This window comes from Acidovorax sp. 22279 (assembly GCF_052045435.1).
In the GTDB taxonomy this organism is placed as follows: Bacteria; Pseudomonadota; Gammaproteobacteria; order Burkholderiales; family Burkholderiaceae_C; genus Acidovorax; species Acidovorax delafieldii.
The window spans coordinates 40,860-66,353 of the sequence record NZ_JBQEOV010000015.1; the positions used below are offsets into that span (position 1 = coordinate 40,860).

Annotated in this window: 26 protein-coding genes; 11 read left to right on the forward strand and 15 right to left on the reverse strand. The window is 63.4% G+C overall.

The window, feature by feature from the left end; all coding sequences use genetic code 11:
• Positions 1-13: 13 nt before the first annotated feature.
• The 9 genes from ACTJKQ_RS18765 to gstA form a co-directional block, all read right to left on the reverse strand.
• Positions 14-3,646: an EAL domain-containing protein gene (locus ACTJKQ_RS18765; RefSeq protein ID WP_440597706.1), complete on the reverse strand. Its 3,633-nt coding sequence runs from the start codon at positions 3,644-3,646 to the stop codon at positions 14-16.
• Between the two features lie 18 nt (positions 3,647-3,664).
• On the reverse strand, positions 3,665-4,075 hold the full coding sequence (locus ACTJKQ_RS18770) for a response regulator (protein ID WP_440597707.1): 411 nt from the start codon (positions 4,073-4,075) through the stop codon (positions 3,665-3,667).
• Positions 4,072-5,922: a PAS domain S-box protein gene (locus ACTJKQ_RS18775; protein ID WP_056062435.1), complete on the reverse strand. Its 1,851-nt coding sequence runs from the start codon at positions 5,920-5,922 to the stop codon at positions 4,072-4,074. Before ACTJKQ_RS18775 ends, ACTJKQ_RS18770 begins: the two co-directional genes overlap by 4 nt.
• A gap of 273 nt (positions 5,923-6,195) precedes the next feature.
• Positions 6,196-6,876, reverse strand: a complete 681-nt coding sequence (locus tag ACTJKQ_RS18780) for a DsbA family protein (protein ID WP_440597708.1) — start codon at positions 6,874-6,876, stop codon at positions 6,196-6,198.
• Positions 6,873-7,859 carry a catalase family peroxidase gene (locus tag ACTJKQ_RS18785; protein WP_146870998.1) on the reverse strand — a complete coding sequence of 329 codons (987 nt, stop codon included), beginning with the start codon at positions 7,857-7,859 and terminating at the stop codon, positions 6,873-6,875. Before ACTJKQ_RS18785 ends, ACTJKQ_RS18780 begins: the two co-directional genes overlap by 4 nt.
• 2 nt (positions 7,860-7,861) lie before the next feature.
• Positions 7,862-8,803, reverse strand: a complete 942-nt coding sequence (locus ACTJKQ_RS18790; protein WP_440597709.1) for an MBL fold metallo-hydrolase — start codon at positions 8,801-8,803, stop codon at positions 7,862-7,864.
• 160 nt (positions 8,804-8,963) lie between these two features.
• Positions 8,964-9,344, reverse strand: a complete 381-nt coding sequence (locus ACTJKQ_RS18795; RefSeq protein WP_440597710.1) for a nuclear transport factor 2 family protein — start codon at positions 9,342-9,344, stop codon at positions 8,964-8,966.
• The gene (locus ACTJKQ_RS18800) at positions 9,341-9,559 is read right to left on the reverse strand and encodes a tautomerase family protein (protein WP_056062421.1); all 219 of its coding nucleotides are present in this window, start codon (positions 9,557-9,559) and stop codon (positions 9,341-9,343) included. Before ACTJKQ_RS18800 ends, ACTJKQ_RS18795 begins: the two co-directional genes overlap by 4 nt.
• Before the next feature lie 11 nt (positions 9,560-9,570).
• Positions 9,571-10,191 carry a glutathione transferase GstA gene (gstA, locus tag ACTJKQ_RS18805; protein WP_235511613.1) on the reverse strand — a complete coding sequence of 207 codons (621 nt, stop codon included), beginning with the start codon at positions 10,189-10,191 and terminating at the stop codon, positions 9,571-9,573.
• 106 nt (positions 10,192-10,297) lie between these two features.
• Between gstA and ACTJKQ_RS18810 the strand changes: the two genes are divergently transcribed.
• On the forward strand, positions 10,298-11,209 hold the full coding sequence (locus tag ACTJKQ_RS18810) for a LysR family transcriptional regulator (protein WP_440597711.1): 912 nt from the start codon (positions 10,298-10,300) through the stop codon (positions 11,207-11,209).
• Positions 11,210-11,301: 92 nt separating this feature from the next.
• Here the strand turns inward: ACTJKQ_RS18810 and icd are convergent, their stop codons facing one another.
• The gene (icd, locus tag ACTJKQ_RS18815) at positions 11,302-12,561 is read right to left on the reverse strand and encodes an NADP-dependent isocitrate dehydrogenase (RefSeq protein WP_015014237.1); all 1,260 of its coding nucleotides are present in this window, start codon (positions 12,559-12,561) and stop codon (positions 11,302-11,304) included.
• A 225-nt stretch (positions 12,562-12,786) separates the two neighbouring features.
• Between icd and ACTJKQ_RS18820 the strand changes: the two genes are divergently transcribed.
• Both ACTJKQ_RS18820 and ACTJKQ_RS18825 read left to right on the forward strand, forming a co-directional pair.
• A complete protein-coding gene (locus ACTJKQ_RS18820) occupies positions 12,787-12,990 on the forward strand; it encodes a hypothetical protein (protein ID WP_056644838.1) in 204 nt (67 codons plus the stop codon).
• A gap of 196 nt (positions 12,991-13,186) precedes the next feature.
• A complete protein-coding gene (locus ACTJKQ_RS18825; RefSeq protein WP_440597712.1) occupies positions 13,187-13,726 on the forward strand; it encodes a DUF192 domain-containing protein in 540 nt (179 codons plus the stop codon).
• 167 nt (positions 13,727-13,893) lie between these two features.
• Here the strand turns inward: ACTJKQ_RS18825 and ACTJKQ_RS18830 are convergent, their stop codons facing one another.
• On the reverse strand, positions 13,894-14,475 hold the full coding sequence (locus ACTJKQ_RS18830; protein ID WP_056062412.1) for a superoxide dismutase: 582 nt from the start codon (positions 14,473-14,475) through the stop codon (positions 13,894-13,896).
• 210 nt (positions 14,476-14,685) lie between these two features.
• Complete coding sequence (xseA, locus tag ACTJKQ_RS18835; protein WP_440597713.1) at positions 14,686-16,011, reverse strand: exodeoxyribonuclease VII large subunit; 1,326 nt, start codon at positions 16,009-16,011, stop codon at positions 14,686-14,688.
• Between the two features lie 352 nt (positions 16,012-16,363).
• On the opposite strand from xseA, the gene ACTJKQ_RS18840 reads away from it, so the two are divergent.
• The 6 genes from ACTJKQ_RS18840 to adk all read left to right on the forward strand — a co-directional run bounded on the left by ACTJKQ_RS18840 (position 16,364) and on the right by adk (position 20,509).
• Positions 16,364-17,011, forward strand: coding sequence for a MotA/TolQ/ExbB proton channel family protein (locus ACTJKQ_RS18840; RefSeq protein WP_056062406.1), 648 nt, complete (start codon positions 16,364-16,366; stop codon positions 17,009-17,011).
• A gap of 5 nt (positions 17,012-17,016) precedes the next feature.
• A complete protein-coding gene (locus ACTJKQ_RS18845) occupies positions 17,017-17,451 on the forward strand; it encodes an ExbD/TolR family protein (protein WP_056062402.1) in 435 nt (144 codons plus the stop codon).
• 5 nt (positions 17,452-17,456) lie between these two features.
• Positions 17,457-18,557 carry a tetraacyldisaccharide 4'-kinase gene (gene lpxK / locus ACTJKQ_RS18850; protein WP_440597714.1) on the forward strand — a complete coding sequence of 367 codons (1,101 nt, stop codon included), beginning with the start codon at positions 17,457-17,459 and terminating at the stop codon, positions 18,555-18,557.
• Between the two features lie 28 nt (positions 18,558-18,585).
• Positions 18,586-18,768, forward strand: a complete 183-nt coding sequence (locus ACTJKQ_RS18855) for a Trm112 family protein (protein ID WP_056062396.1) — start codon at positions 18,586-18,588, stop codon at positions 18,766-18,768.
• Positions 18,765-19,595 (forward strand): 3-deoxy-manno-octulosonate cytidylyltransferase, encoded by an 831-nt coding sequence (gene kdsB / locus ACTJKQ_RS18860; RefSeq protein ID WP_440597715.1) that lies wholly within the window; start codon positions 18,765-18,767, stop codon positions 19,593-19,595. Before ACTJKQ_RS18855 ends, kdsB begins: the two co-directional genes overlap by 4 nt.
• A 257-nt stretch (positions 19,596-19,852) precedes the next feature.
• Entirely contained in the window at positions 19,853-20,509 is a 657-nt protein-coding gene (adk, locus tag ACTJKQ_RS18865) for an adenylate kinase (protein ID WP_056062394.1), read from the forward strand.
• Positions 20,510-20,663: 154 nt separating this feature from the next.
• Here adk and ACTJKQ_RS18870 read toward each other — a convergent pair whose 3' ends face one another.
• Genes ACTJKQ_RS18870 through ACTJKQ_RS18880 form a run of 3 tightly spaced genes read right to left on the reverse strand, consistent with a single transcriptional unit; the run spans position 20,664 to position 22,574 of the window.
• Positions 20,664-21,134 carry a DUF6152 family protein gene (locus ACTJKQ_RS18870; RefSeq protein ID WP_440597716.1) on the reverse strand — a complete coding sequence of 157 codons (471 nt, stop codon included), beginning with the start codon at positions 21,132-21,134 and terminating at the stop codon, positions 20,664-20,666.
• A gap of 41 nt (positions 21,135-21,175) precedes the next feature.
• The gene (locus ACTJKQ_RS18875; RefSeq protein ID WP_440597717.1) at positions 21,176-21,595 is read right to left on the reverse strand and encodes a hypothetical protein; all 420 of its coding nucleotides are present in this window, start codon (positions 21,593-21,595) and stop codon (positions 21,176-21,178) included.
• A 19-nt stretch (positions 21,596-21,614) separates the two neighbouring features.
• Positions 21,615-22,574 carry an asparaginase gene (locus ACTJKQ_RS18880; protein ID WP_440597718.1) on the reverse strand — a complete coding sequence of 320 codons (960 nt, stop codon included), beginning with the start codon at positions 22,572-22,574 and terminating at the stop codon, positions 21,615-21,617.
• An 83-nt stretch (positions 22,575-22,657) separates the two neighbouring features.
• Between ACTJKQ_RS18880 and lexA the strand changes: the two genes are divergently transcribed.
• Positions 22,658-23,332 (forward strand): transcriptional repressor LexA, encoded by a 675-nt coding sequence (gene lexA, locus ACTJKQ_RS18885; protein ID WP_056062380.1) that lies wholly within the window; start codon positions 22,658-22,660, stop codon positions 23,330-23,332.
• A 1,066-nt stretch (positions 23,333-24,398) separates the two neighbouring features.
• Positions 24,399-25,406 (forward strand): D-2-hydroxyacid dehydrogenase family protein, encoded by a 1,008-nt coding sequence (locus ACTJKQ_RS18890; RefSeq protein ID WP_056746014.1) that lies wholly within the window; start codon positions 24,399-24,401, stop codon positions 25,404-25,406.
• The last annotated feature ends 88 nt before the right edge of the window (positions 25,407-25,494 follow it).

Here is a 25,494-nt window from a genome sequence, read left to right on the forward strand (position 1 = left end):
AAGACATGCTCTGTCAATCGGCCACCGCTGACTGAAGAAACTGCGCCTCAAACACCTCGGCAGGCACCGGCTTGCTCAGCAGGTACCCCTGAATCTCGTCGCAACCCAGCAGCGCCAGATGCCGGGACTGGTCCTCGGTCTCCACACCTTCGGCCACTACTTTGAGGCCCAGCGAGTGCCCCAGGTTGACGATGGTGGACACCAGCGCCACGCCCTGCGGGCCTGAGGCCATGTTCAGGATGAAGGACCGGTCGATCTTGAGCGTATCGACCGGCAGTTTGGCCAGGTAGCTCAGTGACGAGAAACCTGTGCCGAAGTCGTCGATGGCAATGGTGATGCCCATCTCGCGCAGCGCATGCAGGCTGGCGGTGCTGTGCTGCACATCGTCCATGACCATGCTTTCGGTGATCTCCAGCTCCAGCCCAGCGGCCGCCCCTGCGTCGTGGGCCACGGCGTCGCGCACCTCGGCAATGAAGCCCCGGTGCCGCAGCTGCAAGAACGACACATTGACGGCGACCCGCAGGGGCGCCAGCCCCGCCTGGCGCCAGCGCAGGTTGTCGGCCAGGGCCTGGCGCAGCGCCCAGCGACCCACGTCGTAGATCAGGCCGGTTTCTTCCAGAATGGGGATGAACTGCGCGGGTGGCACCAGCCCCCGGCGGGGGTCGTTCCAGCGGATCAGGGCCTCGGCCCCGGCGATAGCACCCGTGGCCAGGTGCTGTTTGGGCTGGTAGTGCAGCACGAACTGGCCTTGCTCCAGTGCGTCGCGCAGGCGGCCTTCCAGGCTCAGGGCCTCCGCCACGCGGGTGTTCATCTCCGAGGTGTAGAACAGCAGGCTGTCGGCCGAGGCCTTGGCCTTGTTGAGGGCTGCCTCCGCGTTGCGCAGCAGGGTTTCTGCATCGGCACCATCCATGGGGTACAGCGCGACACCGGCCTTGGCCGCCATGCGCAGCTCGGTGCCGCCCAGCACAAAGGGGGCGCCAAAACAGGCCCGCATCAACCCATCCAGCGCCAGCGCCACCGCGCCGGCATCCCGCGCGTCGGTCACGGCGATGCCAAAGCTGTTGACGCCAATGCGCGCCACGTCGTAGGCGTCGCCCGCCGCTTGTTGCAGGCGCTGCGCCACCTGCTTGAGCAGTTCGTCCCCCTCCTGGCGCCCCAGGGTGTCGTTGACGAACCGAAACCGGCTGATGTCCATGAGCCCCATGCCGAGCAGCGCCTTGGCCCCTTCGCGCGGCCGCAGGTGCTGGCCGCTGCGCTCCAGGAACAGGGTACGGTTGGGCAGACCGGTGATGTCGTCGTAGTACGCCAGGTAGTTCAGCCGCTCTTCCTTGTCGAGGTGGTCCATGGCAAAGCCGATGTCCCCCGCCAGCTCGGTCAGCAGGTGCATCTCGTCATCGTCAAAGAACCCGGCCTCGTCTGCAAAGAGGGCGATCACGCCCACCACCTCGTGCGCCACCAGCAAGGGCAGCACTGCCATGGATGCCACGCCGCGCGCAGCCAGCTCCTGCGGCACCAGAATGCGCGGGTCGCTCTGAATGTCTTCACACACCGCGGCCTGCTGGGTGCGCACCACGCTGGCGCTCAGGCTTTCGCCCTCCCTGGGGGTTTCGCTGAGCCACAACCGGCGCCGCACATGCATGAGGAACTCCGCCCCGGCCCCGGCGAGCGCCACCGGCACCACCTCTTGCAGGGCATGGTCCACGCGGCCGATCCAGGCGATCTTGAACTGGCCGTGCTCCACCGCAACACGGCAGGCCTCGCGGAACAGCTCGTCGCGCTGGCGCACGCGCACGATCAAGGTGTTGATGCCGCTGAGCACGGCGTACACGCGGTTGAGGCGCTTGATGCGCCGCTCGGCATCCCGGCGCGCCGTGATGTCTTCTCCCAAGGCTGCCACCCCGGTCACCTGCCCGCCCACCGAGCGCAACACGGTGTTGTTCCAGTGCACCAGGCGCCGCCCGCCAGAGCGGGTCAGTATCTCGTTGTCGTAGTGCCAGGCCGACGGCCGATCGGCTAGCACGTCCGCAAAAACACTGCGCACATCGCCCATCTCGGGTGGAACGAACAGATCGAACCAGTTGCGGCCAAATACCTCGTCGCGCTGCCAGCCGGTCAGGCGCAGCAGGTAGTCGTTGCAATAGGTGATGCGTCCTTCACAGTCGAGCATCAGCGAAATCATCTCGACCTTGTCGAGCATGTCGTTGAAGCGGCGGTCGCTTTCGTGCAGTTCTTCTTCGGCGCGCTTTTCCTTGGTGATGTCCTGGATGGTGTTGAACCAGCGGCCCTGCTCTCCACGGCCCGCCTCGTCCTCCAGCGGCTCCATCACCTGGCGCAAGTACAGCGGCTGGCCGTCGCCACGCAGCACCCGGTAGGTGAAATCCATGCGCGCCCCCAGGTGGGCGGCCTGCAGCGCATGGCGGCGGAACATGTCGCGGTCGTCGGGGTGTACCAGCGCCAGCCATTCGCGGGCCGAGCGGGGCATGGCGCTTTCGTCCAGGCCCAGCATGTCGGGCAAGGTATCGAGCCAGCTCTCGAAGGCGCCATCGGGCCCGCTGATGACGTGGGATATCTTGGCCAGCGCCTGGGCCCGGCGCAGGCTGGCCTTGTTGGCACGCAGGGCATCCACGGCCCGCTGGCGCTCTTGCACCTGCACCTGCAATTGGTCGGCGTGCTGCTGGATCTCCAGGTAGAGGCTGCCGTTCTCGTAAATGCGGCCCACCTGCGCGCCCAGGATGGCGAGGACTTTTTCGTCATCGGCGCTGAAGGCATCGGCCCCCAGCTTGTTGGCCAGGCACAGCCAGCCATAGGAGAACGACAACGACACGATGGGTGCGATCACCGCCGAATGCGCCAGCGGATAGCCAGCGGGCAAACCCAGCGCCACAGGGTCGCCGCCGGCATTGACCAGGCGCTGCGGGCGGCGTTCGGCCCGCAGCTGCCCCAACAGTCCATGCGACACCACAGGCAGATCGAGCGGTCCGTTCTGCAGGGCCGGGTCCATGCCGCTGGTGCAGGTGATGGCACCGTCGCTGTGCTTGCGCACCACGCACAACACGGCGTACTGCGCACCCACCAGCTCGCGCGCACCCCGGCACACATTGGCCAGCAGCACCTGCGGATCGCGCTCGGAGGCCAGCTGCAGGTTCAGATCGGTCAGCGCGGACAGGCGCCGGTTCATGGCCTCCAGCTCGGCCATGTTGCCGGTGAGCTTGTCGGTCATCAGTTGCAGGTGGCGGGTCTGAAAACTGTGTTCCAGCGCCACCGAGGGCTGGTGGCGGATCTGCGTGAGCGCCTGCTCGATGGCGGCCAGGATGTCCTGCGGCTCGCAGGGCTTGAACAGCACCTGGGTCACGCCGCAGGCCTTGGCAAGGCGCAGGGCTTCTTCCTCGTGATAGTGGGCGCTGCAAAAAATCACCTGCGTGGCCGCCAGGCCATGTTCAGAGCGCAGTTGCCGCACAAACTCAAAACCGTCCATGGTCGGCATCAGGATGTCGGAGATCACCAGGTCAGGGCGTTCGGCACGGACCACGGCCAACGCCTCGGCGCCATCGGCCGCCTCCAGCGCCTGGTGGCCGCTGTGCCCGATGAGGGTCACCACCAGGGCGCGGTTCGCGGGGAGGTCATCGACGACGAGGATCTTTGCCATGCTGTACGTGCTGGATATTCAACCTGATTGGGGCAGAGCCGGGTGGGCACCAGCCAAAAACGCCTCGATCTGCTGCACAAAGGTCTCGGGCGTGATGGGCTTGGACAGGTGTTCATTAAAGCCGACTTCGAGGGCCTTTTCGCGGTCACCGGGCATCGAGAACGCAGTCACCGCCACCAGTGGCACCACCCGCCAGCGTGGGCTGGCGCGCAGGCCGCGAGCCACCTCGTAGCCGTTCATCACCGGCATCTGCAGGTCGCACAACACAATGTCCGGACTCTCGGCCAGGGCCAGGTCCAGCCCCACGGCGCCGTTTTCGGCTGCCAGCACGCGGTGGCCAGCGGCTTCCAGCAGGTAGGTGACCAGCAGGCGGCTTGCGTCATCGTCCTCGATGACCAGAATGGTGGCGGGATGGATGGTGGTTGTCATGCCTGGGGCTCCGGCAATTGCAGAGTGAAGGTGCTGCCCAGGCCTTCGGTGCTGTCAAAACCCAGGGTGCCTCCCAGTGCTTCGGCCAGCTTGCGGCTCAGGTGCAAGCCCAGGCCTGTGCCCTCATGGTGGCGGCGGTCCGCACTTTCCACCCGCGAAAACGCCTCGAACAGCCGGGGCTGCTCCTGCAGCGGTATGCCTGGCCCGGTGTCCTGCACCCGCAGCTGAACGGCGCGGCCGGTGGGCAACAGCAACTCCTGCAGCACCACATCCACCCTCCCCTGTTGCGTGAATTTGATGGCGTTACCCACGAGGTTGATGAGAATCTGACTGAGCGCGCGCCGGTCGGTGAGCAACAAGACATCCACCGGCGGCGCATGCACGGCAAAGGCCAAGCCCTTGCGTCGCGCCTCGAGTTCCAGTGTCGCAGACACTTCTTCGATCAGGGTCTTGCAGTCCACGGGTTCCAGGTTCAGCGTGACCTTGTTGGCGCTGAGCTTGGCCACGTCCAGCAGGTCGTTGATGAGCGACAGCAGGTGCTTGGCGCCGGTCTGCACGATGCGCAACTGCTTGTCCTGTTCAGCATTGAGCGGGCCGGGCAGCTTCATGAGCAGCGTGCCGGTAAAGCCAATGATGGCGTTGAGCGGTGTGCGCAGCTCGTGGGACATGCTGGCCAAAAAACGGTCTTTCACCAGCGCTGCGTTCTCCAGCTCCAGGTTCTTGTCGCGCAGCACCTGCTCGATGCGCTTGCGCTCCGTCACATCGCGGATGGCGCTGGAGACAAACAGGCCTTCCTCCGTCTCCAGCGGGCTCAGGCTGATCTCGACCGGAAACTCGCTGCCGTCTTTGCGCAAACCGTGCAGCTCCAGCCCGGCGCCCATGGATCGGGTACGTGGTTCGGCAAAAAAATTGCGCCGGTGGTCGGGGTGGCGGGCGCTGAAGCGCTGGGGCACCAGCAACTCAATGGGCTGGCCCAGCAGCTCATCGCGGCTCCAGCCAAACAGTTTGACCGCCTGGGAGTTGACCAGCACGATGCGCCCTTCGCGGTTGACGATGACCATGGCGTCGGGTGCGGCCTCCAGCAGGTCCTTGAACTTCTGGTCTGCGCGCTTGCGGTCGGTGATGTCGCGGATGGCGCTCATCACCATGGTGCCCTCTTCGGTGTCGATGGGGCTCAGGCTGATCTCGACCGGGAACTCGCCACCGTCCTTGCGCAGGCCATGCAGCTCCAGCCCCGCGCCCATGGTGCGCGTGCGCGGCTGGCCAAAAAACCCACTGCGGTGGCCCAGGTGGGCACCCCGGTAGCGGTGGGGTAACAACACCTCCACCGCCTGGCCCAACAACTCGGAGCGGGGGTAGCCAAACACGCGCTCGGCCTGCGAGTTGACGAGCACGATGCGCCCGGTCACGTTGACCATCACGATGGCGTCGGGGGTGGATTCGAGCAGGTCGCGAAACCGCGCCTCCAGCAGCTTGGCATCGCGCTGCACCTTGAGCTGGGTGACATCCTTCTTGCTCGACAAGAAGTACAGCACCTGCCCGGCCGCATCGCACACGGCCTTGGTCGATACATTGACATGCACCAGCGAGCCGTCCTTGCGACGGCGCACAGCCTCCTGCACCGAAGTGCCCAGTCGCAGGGCCTCGGCACGGAAAAGGTCCTCTTCGTGTGCGCGGCCCTGGGGCACGATCAGGTCGAGGATTGAGCGCCCCTGCACTTCGGCCTGCGAATAGCCAAAGATCAGCTCGGCCGCCGGGTTCCACTCCAGCACCACGCCCTGGGGTGATAGCACCAGCAATGCATCGGGGTTTTGCTCCCAGTACCCGGCAGAAAAGTCAGTCGCCATGCAGCCCTCTCGCTTTCTGCTTCCTGGAGAGTCAGCTGCTCCAGGGACCTTCAACGCTCGCCACATTCGGCAAAGCACACATCAGGCTTATGCCAGCAATGCCGAAGCGTCAGGCCATCTTAGGAGGGAAAGATTCAAAAAGCCAACTCTGAATTGCCAGCGCGATCATGCAGGCTGTGGGAAGAATCGGAAAGCATGCAACAGGGGCTGATCAATAGCGCTGCTGCACAAAGTGGGCCTCACCATCTGTGGCGTTGCACATACTTTCCCCCGCTAGCCACGGGGTGTGACTGTCATCGATGTCTGATCCATCCAACGATCTATGGTCGCAAGCAACACGGGCGCTTTGGCAAAACCATCCACCAGGCGGACCAGGTGCTCGCCATGTTTGCCCAGAAGTGCGGGAAAGCTGGTGATGCCCCAGCGACGCGCTTGCGCAAAGTCCCTCTGAGTCACCTGGAGGGTTGCATCGGCCACGAAGCACTCCTGCAGCCCTTGGGCATCCAACGCCTGTACCGACAGAGCCTGAGTCACTACGGCGACCAGCACTTCTGGATCGGTCGTGTCCAAGCCGTCGGCATAAAAAGCCTTTTGCAGCGCCCGAAAAATGGCCAACAGGTTTGCACCCGGCTGACTGAGCCGAGCGGCAACCACCGCGCGACAGACAGGCCCTGTGTCGTGTACAAAGCCTCGCCGAGCCAGGAGGGCCTCTCGGTCAAAGCTCAGGCCTGTCTCTGCTTCCACCTTCGCCCAGTGAAACAACCTCAAGCGCTTGCCGGCATCGTCCAATACCTCAGTAGCCCCTGCACGCAGACCACCAGTGACGATGTCGAGCCGCATTTCGGGCCGCTGGGCCAGTGCCTCGGACAGTTCTTGTCCGAAGCCGTAGCACCATGAACACATGGGGTCTCCCACAAACACCAAGCGGTGTCGCTCGCTGGCGGTGGCGTTCATTGGCGCTCCGCCATTCGGCGCCCGAATGAAATTCCATATGCGGCTGGACGCGCCAGCAGCACCGGGTCGGCAGAAGGTTCGATGCCATCCGGCAGAGCCAGGGGATTGAAAAGGACGGGCTCGCAGGTCGAAGACTCGGACAAGCTCTCAATCACCAAACGCCCTGCAGTGACCTGCCGACGCTGTTCTGGCCACGCGACGGTCGGGTCGCTGGGATCGTCGGCGTCTTCAGCCAACTGCACCAAAAACCGGAAGGAAGCGGGTCCTCTGGCAAGTCGCTCCTTCAGCTCTGCCGCGAGAAAATCGTCGGGTAGCTGCATGCTCTGCTCCTCACTCAGCCGCTGCTCTCCCGCCTCCGGCTCAAAACGCCAACGCACAAAGCGGCGTTGGTCATCCGGAGCCCGGAAGATGAATGCGTTCACGCCCCAATAAGGAGTCGTGACATAGCTCGCAGGCGCAGAACGCTCGGCCAGATATTTCCCCTGGCGCAACGACTCGGGGTGAGCCAGGTTGAATGCTGCCAAGCGTTCTGGAGATGGTTTGCCGGTCACCGGGTCCGGGACGCGGGATCGGACAAACGGAGCGAAGTCCGCCGGGTCCTTCACAAAATATACCGGAGCAGACAGGTTGGCCTGCATCCAGACTGCCCCATCGGGAAGGTCCAGCTTGAGCGACAGACCACGTGTTGAGCGGCTTTTGTCCGACGCGCCGGGATTGCCCCCACCCACCGAAAACCGAGCGAGGGCTGGCACTTGGGCTCCCGAAAATGCAGTCGCTTTGCTCAGTGCTCGTGCCTCGGCAGTTCCGATGAAGAAGCCCTTCGCACACAGCCCCTTCGTCTGCGTACGACGCACGCCAGCGTGTTTGCCAAACAACGCCTCCAATGCGTCCACAGACTCTGTCAATGGTTGGGCTACTACCGCCATCGGCTGCCCAACGGCCAGCGCGAGCAACATGAGGTAGATGTAGTTTCTGAGTGCCATGCTCAATCCAGCCGCAGGCTCTGCTCCATGGTGAAGCACTGGTCCCAGATGTACACATCAAAAGCCGCCAGGCGAGAAGCCCACTTGGGTGTCAACGCGTTCACACATTGGGCCGCCACACGGTCTATGTAATTGTCAAAGACGGCCCAGGGGTTGGATTGGTCGCGGGCATCCATGCCCTCGCCCAAGGCCGTGTTCTGCAGTGCCTTGCCGGCAGCCTCCTTGAGATCTTGCAAAAACTCGTGTTGCATGGCGACATCGGTCTTGGTACCGGCGCGTGCAACATGGCCAGAAACCAGCCAGTCGAAGTCCATCGACTTGATCTTCTCGACCTGCTTGAAGTAGCCCGGGATGTCCTGCGCCAGCGCAAGGCGTCTCCACGGCATCCATCCGGGAAAGATGACGTCCACCACCATCAACGTACGTTGCTCAGGTGCCAGGATGAAGATGTTCCCCGGCTCATGACCATTGCCGTGGTACGAGAGGTCCAGGCGCTGCCCGCCCACTTTGAGGGTGTACTTGTCGCGGAAGGTGACGCCGGGCAGCGGGCGTTTGGGATCACGTGCACGCGCCAGGATGGTTTGGGTTGCTTCATGCGCAATGATCACAGGTCGGCGCGGCAGCGTGGCTAGCAACTCCCCTGCTGCACCGATGTGGTCAACATGGGCATGGCTGTAAATGATGTGTGTGATCGGCTTGCCCGTGACTTCACGGATGGCTTTCGCGATAAATCCGGCCAGCGGGGGCGGTGCGTCAGCCAGCACTACGCCTTTTTCGTGCACCACAAACATCGCCTGGTAGACGTTGTCGGTCACCATGTACAGGCCGCGCCCCAGTTCCTGGATTCGATAACCCTTCGCGGGGTCAATGCTGGGCCCCTTGGCAGCTTCGGGGATTTCCATGTACTTGCCGGTGCGTGCTCCAATGGCCGCAATCGCGGGCATTCCATGGTAAGGCTCCGAAGCAGCACACCCTGGGGCCGCGCACTCTTGGTGAGCCGATGCGCTGGCAGAAAAACCCAGCAGCAATGCAGTGACGCAATACAGCGCTAGCCCGCCCACTGAAGAGAGAAACGGCTTGGAGAAAGGTCGAAGAATATTCATGTCAATCTCTGATGTCGTAATGAAAGACCTTGGAGACGATCTGCCAGCGTCCGTCCAGCCAGAGCAGCGTCAGCAAGTCGATGAAATGTTTGGGCGCAATGGAGCACTGGAGTTTGGCCAGTGCCGTGACGGGGCCTACCAGGTCGATGGAGAGCACGCGGTCGGTGCGCGCTTGGCCGCTCGCCGCAGGGGCTGGGCGAGCATCCACCACCGGGAAGTACTCGTCCAGGCGCCAGAAGATGGGTTGCTCTCCCACCGCCGTGGCGTACAGGGCCTGCGGATGAAACACCTTGGCCAGGCGCGTTGTGTCGCTGTGGTAAAGGCCGTCGAGGTACAGCTCCAGCACCGAATGGATGGCGGCAAAGTCAGCGGCGCTACTCATTGCGCACCGCCTTTCTTCGCCCGCTCACGCAGCACGGTCACGGTTTCGCCCGCGATGCCCCAGTGGTCGGTATCCACTTCTTCGATCACAACAAAAGTAGTGGCAGGGTTCTTGTCGAGCACCTGCACGACAAGGTCGGTAGCGCCCCGAATCAGCTGGGCCTTTTGCTCGCGCGATGCACCCTCGCGGGTGATCTGGATCTTGATGTAAGGCATGGGAGTATTCCTCAGGCTACGAGGCCTTCGGTCTGCATCGCGGCACGGACCTCGGGGCGGGCTGCCACACGCGCCATGAAGCTGCCGATGTGCTGCAGTTCCCCCAGGTCGATCTGAACAAACTTGGCCCAGCCCAGCACCACGAACAGATAGGCATCAGCGGCAGTGAAATCGCTGCCCGTGAGGTAGCTCTTGCCAGCCAGTTGTCCGTCGAGCCAGACCAGCTTCTTGTAAAGCACAGCAGCCAGCGCCTTCTTGGCATTGGCATCCACATCGCTGTGGAACAGCGGGGTGAAAGACTTGTGCAGTTCCGCCGTCACGTAGTTCTGCCACTCCATGACCCGGTAGCGCTCCAGACTGCCTGCGGGGGGCATCAGGGTGCGTGCGTCCGCCCGGTCCGCCACATATTGAGCAACTATCGGCCCTTCGGTGATCCGTGTCCCATCAGCAAGTTCGATCACAGGCACCTGGCCTTTGGGGCTGATGGCATAGAAGTCGCCGCCAGTGCTGGTGGTGTGTTTGTGGGTATCCACCTTCTCCAGCGTGAATGGCGTGCCGGTTTCGCGCAGAAGAATGTGCGTCGCCAGCGAGCATGCGCCGGGAGAGTAGTAAAGCTTGATCGAGTTCTGCATCTGGGGACTCCTTACGTCCGTGGTTGGTGATGCAGTAACTGTATTTGCGATGAAATTGACAATAAACTAGATTAATTTCAAATCACTAATTACATAAGAATCAACAATGAACCGGCAATTCGACAACCTTCGCCTGGGCAGCATTGAGTTGTTCTGCCTGACGGCGCAGCACCAGGGGTTCACTGCGGCAGCCAAGGCCACAGGACTCACGGCGGCTGCCGTGAGCCGTTCAGTGGCACGGCTGGAGGAGCGTCTGGGCGTGCGCCTTCTCATGCGCACTACGCGCCAAGTGCGCCTGACGGAGGTTGGGCAGCGCTATTACGACCAATGCCGGCAGGCGCTGACGCAACTCAGCGAGGCAGAGCGTGAGGCGTCGGGCCAGCAACTCAAGCCAGCAGGCCTTGTGCGGATGAGCCTGCCCACTTCGTACGGCCACCATCGCGTACTGCCTCTCTTGCCCTCGTTCAGCAAGAAGTACCCCGACATAGAGATAGAACTGCAGTTGTCCAACCGTAACGTGGACTTCACCGAGGAAGGTTTTGACCTCGCCATCCGCGGCCGAACACCGCCAGATTCGAGCCTGGTGGCTCGCAAGTTGGAGGATGCGGCCTTGATCGTTGTCGCAGCCCCGGCCTACCTGAAACGCCACCGCGCACCCGTTACGCCAGACGAGCTGGAACGACATGAATGCGTGCAGTTCGTGCTGCCGAGCAGCGGGCAGGTCGTTCCCTGGTTGCTGGTGCACGAGGGCCAGACCATGGAATGGCCGACCCAGGGCAAGTTGCGCTGTGCTGATGACATCCTGGGTCAGGTCACGCTGGCCCGCGCAGGAGCAGGCCTGGTACAAACGTACCGTTTTCTGGTGGAGGAGGATCTGCGCAACGGCCAGTTGGTCGAAGTGCTGGCGGGGCATGCGGGCGCGTCACGCCCGTTCTCGCTGATCTACCCAGGCAACCGGCACATGCCCCTGCGGGTGCGGGTGCTCATCGACTATCTGGTACGCGCGCTGGGACACTGAGGCGCAAACAAAAAACCCTGGTCCGAATGACGCACCAGGGTTCTTTTTTTATGGAGACGTTTTGAACCGCCCCGAAGCCAAGGCGGATGCGACTACATGTTGTCAATCATGACCTGCCCAAACCCCGAGCAGCTGACCTGCGTGGCGCCTTCCATCAGGCGGGCAAAGTCGTAGGTCACCTTCTTGGATGCGATCGACTTCTCCAGCGAGCTGATGATCAGGTCGGCGGCCGCTGTCCAGCCCATGTGGCGCAGCATCATCTCGGCCGACAGGATCTCGGAGCCAGGGTTGACGTAATCCTTGCCCGCGTACTTGGGCGCCGTGCCGTGGGTGGCTTCAAAGCACGCCACCGAGTCGGACATGTTGGCGCCGGGGGCAATGCCGATGCCGCCCACCTGTGCCGCCAGCGCGTCAGAGATGTAGTCACCATTCAGGTTCAGCGTGGCCACGACCGAATACTCGGCCGGGCGCAGCAGGATCTGCTGCAGGAAGGCATCGGCGATGCTGTCCTTGATGGTAATTTCCTTGCCGTTCTTGGGGTTCTTGAGACGGCACCAGGGCCCGCCGTCGATGAGCTCAGCACCGAACTCCTTCTGTGCCAAGGCATAGGCCCAGTCGCGAAAGCCCCCTTCGGTGTACTTCATGATGTTGCCCTTGTGCACGATGGTCACGCTGGGCTTGTCGTTGTCGATGGCGTACTGGATGGCCTTGCGCACCAGGCGCTCCGTGCCCTCGATGGACACGGGCTTCACGCCCAGGCCGGACGTGTTAGGGAAGCGGATCTTCTTTACCCCCATCTCGTCCTGAAGGAACTTGATGAGCTTCTTGGCCTTGTCCGACTCGGCCTCGAACTCGATGCCGGCGTAGATGTCTTCCGAGTTCTCGCGGAAGATGACCATGTTGGTCTTTTCGGGTTCCTTCAGCGGCGAGGGCACGCCCTTGAAATACTGCACGGGACGCAGGCACACATACAGGTCCAACTCCTGGCGTAGCGCCACGTTCAACGAGCGGATACCGCCGCCCACGGGCGTGGTCAGCGGGCCTTTGATGGACACCACGTACTCGCGCAGCACCTGCAGGGTTTCATCGGGTAGCCACACATCGGGACCGTACACCTTGGTGGACTTTTCGCCCGCGTACACCTCCATCCAGTGGATTTTCTTTTTGCCGCCGTAGGCCTTGGCCACGGCTGCGTCCACCACCTTGATCATGACGGGCGTGATGTCCAAGCCGGTGCCGTCACCTTCGATGAAGGGGATGATGGGCTCGTCCGGCACATTCAGGGACATGTCGGCGTTGACGGTGATTTTCTGGCCTTCGGCAGGCACCACGATGTGCTGGTAGGTGGTCATGGGTGGGGAGTCTCCGATGTGCGCCGAGTCTGATTCGGTCGATGAGGGGCAAAGCGAGGAAAAGAAGCACCGCCGCAGGCGCGCCAGTGTGGTTTCAAACCATTCTAATGACAAAAAATTTCGTCCAAGACCCTGTCAACGGGCCGCGCGCTGCTATCGTTGCGAGTGGAGCCGTACGGAATTCGTCCGGCCCTTCAACCTTCGTTCACACTGGAAACGGCATATATGAAAAAACTCCTCGCTGTCCTCGTGGCCGGTCTGTTCACTGCTGGTGCTTTTGCACAGGCACCCGCAGCCGCCCCTGCCACCACCGCTCCCGCAGCCGCTCCCATGACGGCCCAGGCAGCAGCACCGGCCACCAAGAAGGTCGCCAAGAAAAAGACCACCAAAAAGGTCGCCAAGAAGAAAACCGCCCACAAGGCCGCCTGAAACATCGCAAGGCCTGACATACCCACCACGGGGCCCTCAGGCCTTCGCCGATTCAAAAACCGCCCGCTCCTGCGGGCGTTTTCTTTGGTGCCTCGCATACTCTGCGCACCGCCTGAACTTTTTGCGAGCGCTGCAGTCCGTCCCTGGCGCAGCTGCCGCACCCTGTGTTGTCTTTTTTTGCCAGAAAGTCCCGCCCATGACCGCCTCACGCGCCCTCCCAGCCTTCCCGCTCGCCGCCCTGGGCGGGGCGACCGGTGTTCCCAGCCGTGCCCGCCGCGCCGTCGGGGCCTGGGGGGTTTGGCTGGCGGCATGTGCACTGGCCGCGCCCGCTGGGGTCGCCCAGGCGCAGGAAGGCCCGCAGATGAACCTGCGGCGCGTGGAACTGACGGCCGGCATGCACCGCATCGACGCCCAGGTCGCCCTCACCCCCCAGGAGCGCCAGACCGGCCTGATGCACCGCAAGGAAATGCCCGCGCACGAAGGCATGCTCTTTGTGTTTGAGCAACCCTCCCAGCAATGCTTCTGGATGAAGAACACCTTGCTGCCGCTCACGGCGGCCTTCGTTGCCGATGACGGCACCATCGTGAACCTGGAGGACATGAAGCCCCAGACACTGGATTCACACTGTTCGGCCAAGCCCGTGCGCTACGTGCTGGAGATGAACCAGGGCTGGTTTGCCAAGAAGGGCATCAAGGCCGGGGCCAAACTCAGTGGGACTCCGTTTGCCCGGCAGTGACGCCAAGGGCTGCTAATGCTATATATTTAATAGCAATAGAACCATAATTCACTAGCGCATCCAGCCGAAAACACTTCAAATTTTCTGTCGTGCAACAAAAAACGGCCCTCGGGCCGTTTTTTGTTGCCTGCGCGATGTGGGCGCCACACCGCGACTGCGCGGGTCGATCAGGCGAAGTTGGCTTCAGCAAACTTCCAGTTCACCAGCTTGTCGAGGAAGGTTTCGACGAACTTGGGACGCATGTTGCGGTAGTCGATGTAATACGCGTGTTCCCACACGTCCACCGTCAGCAGGGCCTTGTCGGCGGTGGTCAGGGGCGTGCCGGCGGCGCCGGTGTTGACGATGTCCACGCTGCCGTCAGCCTTCTTCACCAGCCAGGTCCAGCCCGAGCCAAAGTTGCCCACTGCGGACTTCACAAAGGCTTCCTTGAAGGCGGCGTAGCTGCCCCACTTGGCGTTGATGGCTGCGGCCAGCGCGCCAGAAGGCTCACCGCCACCCTGGGGAGCCATGCAGTTCCAGAAGAAGGTGTGGTTCCAGATTTGCGCAGCGTTGTTGTAGATGCCACCGCTGGCCTTCTTGATGATCTCTTCCAGCGTCAGGGATTCGAACTCGGTGCCCTTTTGCAGGTTGTTGAGGTTCACCACGTAGGCGTTGTGGTGCTTGCCGTGGTGGTACTCCAGGGTTTCCTGGCTGTAGTGCGGGGCCAGGGCGTCGATGGCGTAGGGCAGCGGGGGAAGGGTGTGTTCCATGGTGGTGTTTCCTCGTGGTTTGAAATTCTGGGATGCCGTCTGCAACGCGGGCTTTCCTGAGCGATGCAGTCGGACACAGCGCGAAGGGGGCATTGTAGGAACATCAGGTGACCTGTGCAGCATGTGGGCTCCCGGTTCCCCACCCGCAATGCCACAAACCGCCGCTGTCCTACAAAAACGCCCCTGCCGCCCTCTCACTCCGCAATCCGCTCACAGCAACCGTGGCTGCGACACAGTCACATCCACGGCGCCGTCGGCCAGCGTGGCCCGCAGCGCTTCGCCCGGCTGGGCCTGGCGCACGCTGGTCACCGCCTGGCCGCTGGTGTCGGTCAGCAGCGCATAACCGCGCTGCAGTACCAAGCGTGGGTCCAGCAGCTCCAGCCGCAAGGCAGCGCGGTCCAGCCGCTCAGCGTGCTGCGCAGCACTGCGTTGCAAAGCCTGGGGCAATTGGGTTTCCAGTGTTTGCTGGCGTTGCGCCAGGCGCTGCATTTTCAGGAGCACCCCATGGCGCATGCGCTGCGCAAGGCGCGCCAGTTGCAGCTGCTGGCGCGCCACCAGGCCCGAGGGACGGCCGAGGCGGGCTGCGGCCTGGTCCAGCCGCTGGTGGCGGGTATCGAGCTGGCGCTGCACACCATCGCCGAGGCGGCCTGCCAGCAAATCCAGCGCGCCCAGCCAGACCTCGCGCGGCTGGGCCACCAGCTCGGCCGCCGCGGTGGGCGTGGGAGCGCGCAGATCGGCGCAAAAGTCAGCGATGGTGAAATCGGTCTCGTGCCCCACGCCGCTGACCAGGGGCACCGGGCTTTGCACGATGGAGCGGGCCAGCTGCTCGTCGTTGAAGGCCCACAGGTCCTCGATGGAGCCGCCTCCACGGACCAGCAAAATCACGTCAATGGGCGGATGCCGGTTCGAATCAGCCCCAGGCGCCTGCCCCGCTTGCGCGAGCAGATACAGTTTTGATAGCGCCGCAATGATCGAAGGCGGGGCGGCCACACCCTGGACCTGCGCGGGCACCAGCACCACCGGAATGTGCGGCACACGCCGGCGCAACGCCGTGACCACATCGTGCAGCGCGGCTGCGCCGGCTGACGTGACCAGGCCAATGCCGCGGGGCTGCAGCGGCAGCGGGCGCTTGCGCGCCGTGTCGAACAGGCCTTCGGCGTCAAGCTGCGCCTTGAGCCGCAGGAACTGCTCGAACAACGCGCCCTGCCCCGCGCGCTGCATGCTTTCCACGATGAACTGCAGGTCGCCCCGTGCCTCATACACACCGAGACGCCCGCGCACTTCCACCAATTCACCATCGCGCGGCGAAAAGTCAAGCAACGTGGCTGCGCGTCGGAACATGGCGCAGCGTAACTGCCCGTTGGCGTCCTTGATCGAAAAATAACAATGCCCGCTGGACGCGCGCGAGAAGCCCGTAATCTCGCCGCGCACCGCGACAGGATTGAAGCGCGCCTCCAGGGCATCAGCAATGGCGCGGCACAGCGCGCCAACTTCCCAGATACGGGGCGCCGCTGCTGGGCTTGAACGATCAAACATGAGAAACGGCGCGCGTTGGCGCCGCGCCCCCCCTGCGAGTACTCCACAGTTTCGAGCCAGCGGGAGTCGCCTTCAAACTGGGCACCCCAATCGGCCGCAAAACACGAGAGCACGTGCAAGCCATTGATTTATATACATTTTTCACTGCACAATTTTTCATCAATCTGTTGCAAGCACGGCGCGAAGCCACTTTGCGAGGCTGTGGATATGGGTTGCCCACAAAGTTATCCACAGTTTTTGTGGGTGAACGCGGTGATGGGTGGCGTGCGCGATAACGTAACGGTTTGTGACGCGGTGGCCGCCGCAAGCTAGGCCATAATCGCCGATTGCTTTCATCTGCGCGGAGAGAGATTTGCTGTCCATCATACAAGCCGCAGGCTGGCCCATCTGGCCCCTGATCGCGTGTTCCGTCCTGGGACTGGCACTGATTTTTGAACGTTTTCTGGCCCTGAAAACGGCCCGCGTGGCCCCCCCCAAACTCCTCGACGAAGCCATCACAGTGTCGTCCAAGGCCTTGCCCACCCCCGACGTGGTGAACCAGCTGGCCCAGAACTCGGCCCTGGGTGAAGTGCTGGCCAGCGGCCTGCGTACCCTCAACAGCAACCCCCAGTGCAGCGAAACCGACCTGCGCGCCGCCATGGAAGGCACCGGCCGCGCGGTAGCGCACCGGCTGGAGAAGTACCTGTCGGCCCTGGCCACCATCGCTTCAGCCGCGCCGCTGCTGGGCCTGCTAGGCACCGTCATCGGCATGATCGAAATCTTTGGCTCGCAGGCTGGCGGCGGCGGTGTGGGCCAGGCCATGGGTGGCGGCAACCCGGCCCAGCTGGCGCATGGCATCTCCATCGCGCTCTATAACACCGCGTTTGGCCTGATCGTGGCGATCCCCTCGCTGATCTTCTGGCGCTACTTCCGGGCCCGCGTGGACGCGTATCTGCTCACGCTGGAGCTGGCGTCGGAGCAATTCGTTCGCCACATCCTGCGCCTGCGCAAAGCCAAGTAAGCGCCATGAACTTTCGTCCCCGCGCCAAGGATGAGCCTGAGATCAACCTGATCCCGTTCATCGACGTGCTGCTGGTGATCCTCATCTTTCTGATGCTCACCACCACCTACAGCAAGTTCACGGAGCTGCAACTCACCCTGCCCGTGGCCGATGCCGAGCAGCAGCGCGACCATCCCAAGGAAGTGATCGTGTCGGTGGCCGCAGACGGCCGCTACGCCGTCAACAAGACCGGCGTGGAAGGCAAGAGTGTGGATGCCATCGCCCAGGCTCTGCGCAGTGCCGCCACCGCAGGCCGCGACAGCGTGGTCATCATCAGCGCCGACGCCATGTCGCCACACCAGTCCGTGGTCACCGTGATGGAAGCCGCGCGCCGCGTGGGCCTCACGCAGATCACGTTTGCCACGCAGTCGTCCGCGTCGGGACGCGCGGCCAGCCGCTGACGGGCATGGCCGCTTCCGGGCCGCAGCCGCCCCGGGCTTCGGCCCCGCAGGTCTCTCCGCCCACGGCCGAACAACGGCTTCACAACATCTGGCAGTCCCGGGGTCCAGCGGCTTGGGCACTGTGGCCCGTCTCCCTGATGTATGGCGCATTGGTGGCGCTGCGCCGCTGGCTGTATGGCAGGGGCTGGCTTCGCTCCGAACACCCGGGCCGCCCCGTCATCGTGGTAGGCAACGTGATTGCCGGAGGCGCCGGCAAGACCCCGGTAGTCATCGCACTCGCCAAACACCTGCAGGCGTGCGGCCTGCGCGTGGGCGTGATTTCGCGCGGCTATGGCCGCAGCACGCACGACTGCCGTGCGGTGCTGCCTGACAGCCTGGCCAGTGAGGTGGGCGACGAGCCCGCCCTGATTGCCCGCAGCGTGGCGGCGGGTGGCACAGTGCCTGTGTTTGTGGCCCCGCGCCGCATCGCTGCCGCACGCGCGCTGCTGGCCGCTCACCCTGACACCGACGTCCTCATTTGCGATGACGGCTTGCAGCACCTGGCGCTGCAGCGGGACTTGGAGATCTGCATCTTCAATGACCAGGGCATCGGCAACGGATTTCTGCTGCCTGCCGGCCCGCTGCGGGAGCCCTGGCCCCGCGCCGTGGACATCGTGCTGCACGCAGGCAGTGCGCCACCGCACGGGACCACCGCGCCTGCATTTGAGCTGCAGCGTAGCCTGGCGCCCTATGCCCTGCGGTCGAACGGCCAGCAGGTGCCACTGGCCCAATTGCAGGGGCAACCGCTGCATGCGGTGGCAGCCGTGGCCAGGCCCAGCGAGTTTTTTGCCATGCTGCGCACCCAGGGCCTGGCGCTGGAGCGCACCGAGGCCCTGCCAGATCACTATGATTTTGATAGCTGGCAGCGCATATCCGACCAGCGCATGCAGCTTGTTTGCACTGAAAAAGACGCCGTAAAGCTCTGGACCCGCCATCCTGACGCACTGGCTGTTCCCCTGGTCGCGCAGATGGACCCGCAATTTTTTACCGCCCTCGATGCCTGGCTCCATCGAGTTGCGACCGGCCCAGGAGCCCAAAGGCCGCCGCTATCATCTGCCCCTGCCTGAACGAACCCTCCCGGAAAGCGCATCCCCCATGGACCCCAAACTGCTTGAACTGCTGGTCTGCCCCGTCACCAAAGGCCCCTTGACCTATGACCGCGAGGCGCAGGAACTCGTGTCGCGCAGCGCGCGGCTGGCCTACCCGGTGCGCGACGGAATTCCGGTGTTGCTGGAAAACGAAGCTCGCACCCTGACCGACGAGGAACTGGAGCAGTGAGCGCACCCGTGCCCGCCTTAGCCCACACCCCCTTCACCGTGCTGATCCCGGCACGCATGGCTTCAAGCCGCTTGCCAGACAAGCCTCTGGCCGACATTGCGGGCCTGCCCATGGTGGTGCGCGTGGCCCGGCGTGCTGCGCAGAGCGCCGCAACCCGCGTCGTGGTGGCGGCCGACGATGCCCGCATCCTGCAAGCCTGCGCAGTGCACGGCGTGGATGCCGTCATGACGCGCACCGACCACGCCAACGGCAGCGACCGGCTGGCCGAGGCCTGCCTACAGCTGGGGCTGGACGGCGACGACATCGTGGTCAATGTGCAGGGTGACGAGCCGCTGATAGACCCCGGCCTCATCAATGCCGTGGCAAGCCTGCTGCAAGACCGAGATGGAAAGCGCCCCGAAGCCAGCATGGGCACCGCTGCCCATGCCATTGCGTCCCTGGCCGACTACACCAACCCCAATGTGGTGAAGGTGGTGCTGGACGCGCGGGGTCTGGCCCATTACTTCAGCCGTGCACCCATCCCTTTTGGCCGCGACCACGCGGGCACGGCCTGGTGGGAGGGCGCGGCACAGGCCGCCCAGCCCGGCGTCAAGGCACTGCAAGGCTTTGCACCGCTGCGGCATGTGGGCATCTACAGCTATCGCGCAGGGTTCTTGCGGAAATTTCCGCAGCTGGCGCCAGCACCGACCGAGGCGGTGGAGGCCCTGGAGCAGCTGCGCGCACTCTGGCATGGCCACCACATCGCCGTGCACCTGGCAGACGCAGCGCCCGGCCCTGGCGTGGATACGCCGGAGGACCTGGAGCGGGTACGCGCGCTGTTTCGCTGAAAGCTCTCTGGCGCCGCCGTGCGGTGTGCACTGCGGGCGCACTCTCAACGCACTGGGGACGTACAGCGGAGCGCCGTGGTGGGCACGTGGAGGCGCTGACCTAGAAACGGTCACCCATGTAAGTCAGCGCAAGGTGGTCACATGCTATCCTCAACTGTAACGAGAGCACCGCATCCCGGGCGCACAGAACGGCTTCAGGCGCCCTTCGAACGTCCCCGCCAGCGGCGCCACCCGATTTCTAACCTTCGAGGACATCCATGAGACTGATTCTGTTGGGCGCGCCTGGCGCCGGAAAGGGCACGCAAGCCACGTTCATCTGCCAGAAGTACGGCATCCCCCAGATCTCCACCGGCGACATGCTGCGCGCAGCGGTCAAGGCCGGCACCCCCCTGGGCCTGCAGGCCAAGGCAGTGATGGATTCGGGCGCCCTGGTCAGTGACGACATCATCATCGGTCTCGTCAAGGAGCGCATCACGCAGGCAGACTGTGCCAACGGCTTCCTGTTCGACGGTTTCCCCCGCACCATTCCCCAGGCCGACGCCATGAAGGCCGCAGGCGTCAAGCTGGACTATGTGCTCGAAATCGATGTGCCCTTTGACGCCATCATTGAGCGCATGAGCGGCCGCCGCTCGCACCCCGCCAGCGGCCGCACCTACCACGTCAAGTTCAACCCCCCCAAGGTGGAAGGCAAGGACGACGTGACCGGCGAAGAACTGATCCAGCGCGAAGACGACAAGGAAGAAACCGTCAAGAAGCGCCTGCAGGTCTACAGCGACCAGACGCGCCCCCTGGTGGATTACTACAGCAACTGGGCCAAGGACGAACCCGCTGTGGCGCCCAAGTACCGCGCCATCAGCGGCACCGGCAGTGTGGACGAGATCACCGCACGCGCGCTGCAGGCGCTGGCCAGCTGATACATTGAACCAGGAACAAAAAACCGCCTGACACACGTTGGGCGGTCAAGCCCCCACCAAGCGACGCACCGCACCAGGGCGTCGCTTTTTTCATGGGCCGCCTTTTGAAGCAAGGCAGCCGCGACAGCCGCCTGCTATGGTCGTGTGCGTTGACTCAGGCAGGACTGGACCGCAGGCCGTAGGCTTTGCCGTCCACAAACAGGTACTCGGCGCGCAGTACCGCCTCGCCCTTTTCGTCCCACAGGCCAAAACCTACGACTGATACGGCGGTGCCTGGCTTGATCTCTGGCACCTGCCACGCCTGCATGCGGGTTAGCGGCGCCAGCTCAATCTCCCAGACGCGGTCCTTGCGGGTCGGCAGCACCGTTTTGGCCAGCAGCGCGCGGCCATCCACTGGCGCTGTCTGCGCGGGGATGGCGCGTTGCGCAAGGTCCGCTGGCAACCGGAGCGCAACGGGCAGTTCCAGCTCCAGCTCTGCGTGCGGGTTTTGCCAGCGCACTTTGCGCGCTGTGCCCTCCAGATACAGCGGTCGGTCTGCATCGAAACTGCTCCAGCCATGGTGGGCGTGCACCCCCAAAGGCAAGGCACTGACGGCGATCAGCACATGGCGACGTTGCAAGCCCATAAAGACTCCCGTAGGAATAAAACCCGGTTCAAGGGGGCATATCAAAGGTACGCAATCCAGCGGCCACAGGCCACCACCGACAGCCAGATCACGGTGGACACCAGCATCTGCAGACGTGCCAACCCGTCCAGGCGTGCAAGCGAACCGCGTGCATGAAACCACGCCGCGTTACAGCCCGCAAGCATTAACAACAGCATCTTCAAGGTAAAGGCGCGGTTGCTGAGCAGCTCCGGAGGCTGGGTGGCAAACATCAACAGACCCGATACTGCCGCCAATCCAAAGCCGCACGCGGCCAAAGTCAGGCCCAGCCGCGCGAGGTCTTTCATCGGCAAGGCCGCACCGCGCCCAAACACCCGCAACTCCAGCAACACCAGATTGCCCAGCAACAGCGCAATGCCCACAATGTGGACGACTTCGAGCGCGGGATAAGCCCAGGCGTGTGTTTTGAGTGCGGTGAACACGGCCGGCAGTCCTTTTCGATCAATCCGCCCGCAGCAAATCCAGCATCAGAGCAACCCTCGCCTTGACCGGCGACAGGCCCTGCGAGGCGGGCAGCGCATCCCCCGGCTTGGGCAGCACCTGCCCCTCCGCGCAGCGGGTGGAGCGCACCACTCGCACCCCGGCCTCCTGCGCACGCACCAAAGCGGCCTCCAGATCGTAGTGGATCGTGCCATTGCCGGTGCAGGCCACCACCAGGCCCTGCACGCCCTCTCGCACCAGCGCATCTACCGCCCTGCCCGATGCCCCCGCATGGTTCATGACGATTTCCACCCACGGCCAAGCCACAGCGTTCACTATATTCTTCATAGCGCTATCGGCATGATTGACATGCGCTATCGGGCTATTGCATGCCCAGCGGACCACGCCCTCTTCCACCCATCCCAAAGGACCGGCCTCGCCCGAGCTGAAGGCATTGACGCGGTAGGGATGCACCTTTTGCACATACCGTGCGCCATGCACTTCACCCGCAGCAACGGCCAGCACACCTGTGGCACCGGGTGCCAATACCGTTGCCACAGCGTCCAGCAGATTCTGGGGTCCATCGGGGGTCAGGGCTGTGGCGGGCCGCATGGCACAGGTCAGTACCACGGGCTTGCGCGCATCCAGCGCCTCGTGCAAAAACCACGCGGTCTCTTCCAGGGTGTCCGTGCCATGGGTGATGACCACACCTCTCACCTCCGGGTCGCTCAAATGGTGCGCGCACCGCAGTGCCAGCGTGCGCCACACCTCGCAATCCATGTCCTTGCTGTCGATCTGCGCCACCTGCTCTGCAGCCAAGGCGCCCCCTGCCAGTGCCTGCAAGCCTGGCACGGCCGTCAGAAGTTGCTCCACCCCCACCTGGGCCGCGGTGTAGCCGATGTTGTCTCCCGCCTGTGCAGAGGTGCCCGCGATCGTGCCACCGGTGCCCAAAACCACAATTTTTTGCCCACTCACTTGCATACTCCGAAAAACTGGTGAAAAATACAGTTACTGGATTAAAAAACAGTTGCTCGCCACTGTAACCGCCTGCACCGGAAACCACCATGCTCGACAACCCCAAACTCACCGCCCGCCAGCAGCAGATTCTGGATCTCATCCAGACCGCCATCGCACGCACCGGCGCGCCTCCCACCCGCGCAGAAATCGCGGCCGAGCTGGGTTTCAAGTCAGCCAACGCGGCCGAAGAGCACCTGCAGGCCCTGGCCCGCAAAGGGGTGATCGAACTGGTCAGCGGCACCTCGCGCGGCATCCGCTTGCGCGGAGACACAGTTCGCTCCATCAACGCAGCCCGTGGCAACCAATTCAGTCTGCCCATCCCGGGTCTGTCGCAGCTGGTCTTGCCCCTGGTAGGTCGGGTGGCTGCGGGGTCGCCCATTCTCGCGCAGGAACATGTGGACCAGACCTACAGCGTGGAAAACAGCCTCTTCCAACACAAGCCCGACTACTTGCTCAAGGTGCGGGGCATGTCCATGCGCGACGCCGGCATCATGGACGGTGACTTGCTCGCCGTGCAGTCCACCCGTGAGGCTCGCAATGGTCAGATCATCGTGGCCCGCCTGGGCGATGATGTCACCGTCAAGCGACTTCGCCGCACGGCCACTGCCATCGAGTTGCTGCCCGAAAACCCCGACTATCCTGTGATCGTGGTGCAGCCCGGCGAGCCTTTCGAAATCGAAGGACTGGCAGTGGGACTTATCCGCAACACCATGCTGATGTAGCTTGTGCCCCAGGGGCCGCACCGTGGGTGGCGGGCGTTTGGTGAACGTATACAACCGATTCACCAGCCCTGCGGTGCAGGTCCCGTTGAATGCCAAGGCCTCTCAGGCAATGCTTGATGGATCGGCGGAGCAGCTGGCTGCACTGTCGAGGGATCAACTCGCACTGCGTCTGTCTGCACTGGTGTTCGACCACTTTGCAATCCTGCCTATGTTCAACCCCCGACTTTCGGAGTTTTCACATGGGAATTGCTTTGTTCACCCTGTCTGCTGTGCAGAACCCTCTTCGCAGTCTTAAAAAGCTGCTTGCCAACCCAGCCGGTGCCCCCAAAGACAGACTGGACCTGCGGGCACAGCCAGTCGGCATGAGACGTGCCAGGCCAGGCAACGCCCCAGCATCGGCCTCCCGCAGCGACGACGCCCAAGCCCTGGTTCCCAGCAACTCCACAGAGCCACAGGCGCAACGTCCATTGCGCGGAAATTGGCCCTTTACCGCCAAACCTCCAGCACGAACGCCGGAAAGCCCGACCAGATCCGCTGCCACCCACCGCTCCTTCCTGCCAACACACATGGCCGGCAGCAAACGACAGGCCTTCTTGGCGTCAGTGGGTGCAGACAACTGCCCACCACAATCCACCCGGGTGCTGCGTCGGGCCTCTGACACAGGCACCTGCCGCCTGGTAATTGCCGGCCGCATGGCCGATGTGTGCGCAGAGCTGGACCGCCTGGCAGCATCCGAGGCGCTCCGGGCCTGATTCGCAGAGCGCAGCAGGCGGCACGAGCGCCAAGCCCTCTTCTACGCCCCACGCACCAAGGCTGCGGCAATGTCAGGCAGTGCTCGATCCGCAAACGGCTAACACCGGGGCACCGGCAGGTCCAAAAAACAGCACCAGGCTGCAGCAGTCGTGGTGCATGGCACTCTCTGAGTGCGGACTTCCGTGCACGCGCAGTGCAAGAAGTACGTCCACGGGGCCCATGCAGCACTCAGTCACCAAAAAACCGCAGACTTTGGTATGCCCAGCCCGGCCCCTGTGGCATTCCCCTGCGCCCGCCAAGGCACAATGTCGGCATGAATATTGTGATCCTCGACGATTACCAGGATGCAGTGCGCAAGCTGCATTGCGCCTCTCGGCTCGACGCATACACCGCCAAGGTGTACACCAACACGGTCAAAGGGCTGGGGCAGCTTTCGGTGCGACTCAAAGACGCCGACATCATTGTGCTGATCCGCGAACGGACCCAGATCACACGCCAACTGGTTGAAAAGCTCCCGCGCCTCAAGCTCATCGCCCAAACTGGCAAGATTGGGAGCCATATTGATGTAGCGGCATGTACTGAGCGGGGGATCGCCGTGGCAGAAGGGGTCGGCTCCCCTGTGGCTCCCGCCGAGCTGACCTGGGCCCTGGTGATGGCCTCCATGCGCCGCCTGCCCCAATACATCTCCAACCTCAAGCATGGCGCTTGGCAGCAGTCCGGTCTCAAGACCGCATCCATGCCCCCCAACTTCGGAGTCGGCAGCGTACTGCGGGGTAAAACACTGGGTATCTGGGGTTATGGTCGCATCGGACAACTGGTGGCCGGCTATGGACGGGCGTTTGGCATGAACGTGCGCGTCTGGGGGCGTGAAGCCTCGCGCGCGCAGGCGCTGACGGATGGATACCAGGCCGCCGCCACGCGCGAAGAGTTTTTTTCGCAGTGCGACGTGATCTCGTTGCACCTGCGCCTGAACGACGAAACGCGCGGCATCATCTCGCTTGAAGACCTCTCGTGCATGAAGCCCACCTCGCTGCTGGTCAACACGTCACGTGCAGAATTGATTGAACCCGACGCGCTCATCGCAGCACTCAACCGGGGTCGCCCGGGCCTGGCGGCCGTGGACGTGTTTGAGAGCGAACCCATCCTGCAAGGCCACGCCCTGCTCCGCCTGGAAAACTGCATCTGCACGCCACACATCGGGTACGTGGAGCAGGACAGCTACGAGCTCTACTTTGGTGCAGCTTTCGACAATGTGGTGAATTTCATCAAAGGCACGCCTACCAACATCGTGAATCCTGGCTCGCTACAAGTCAGGCGCTAACAGATCCAACCTTTGCGGCGTTGGCAACGCTGACTACACCGCGCAATTAAAAAAGGCTTCCCGAGGGAAGCCTTTTTTGCGATTGCTG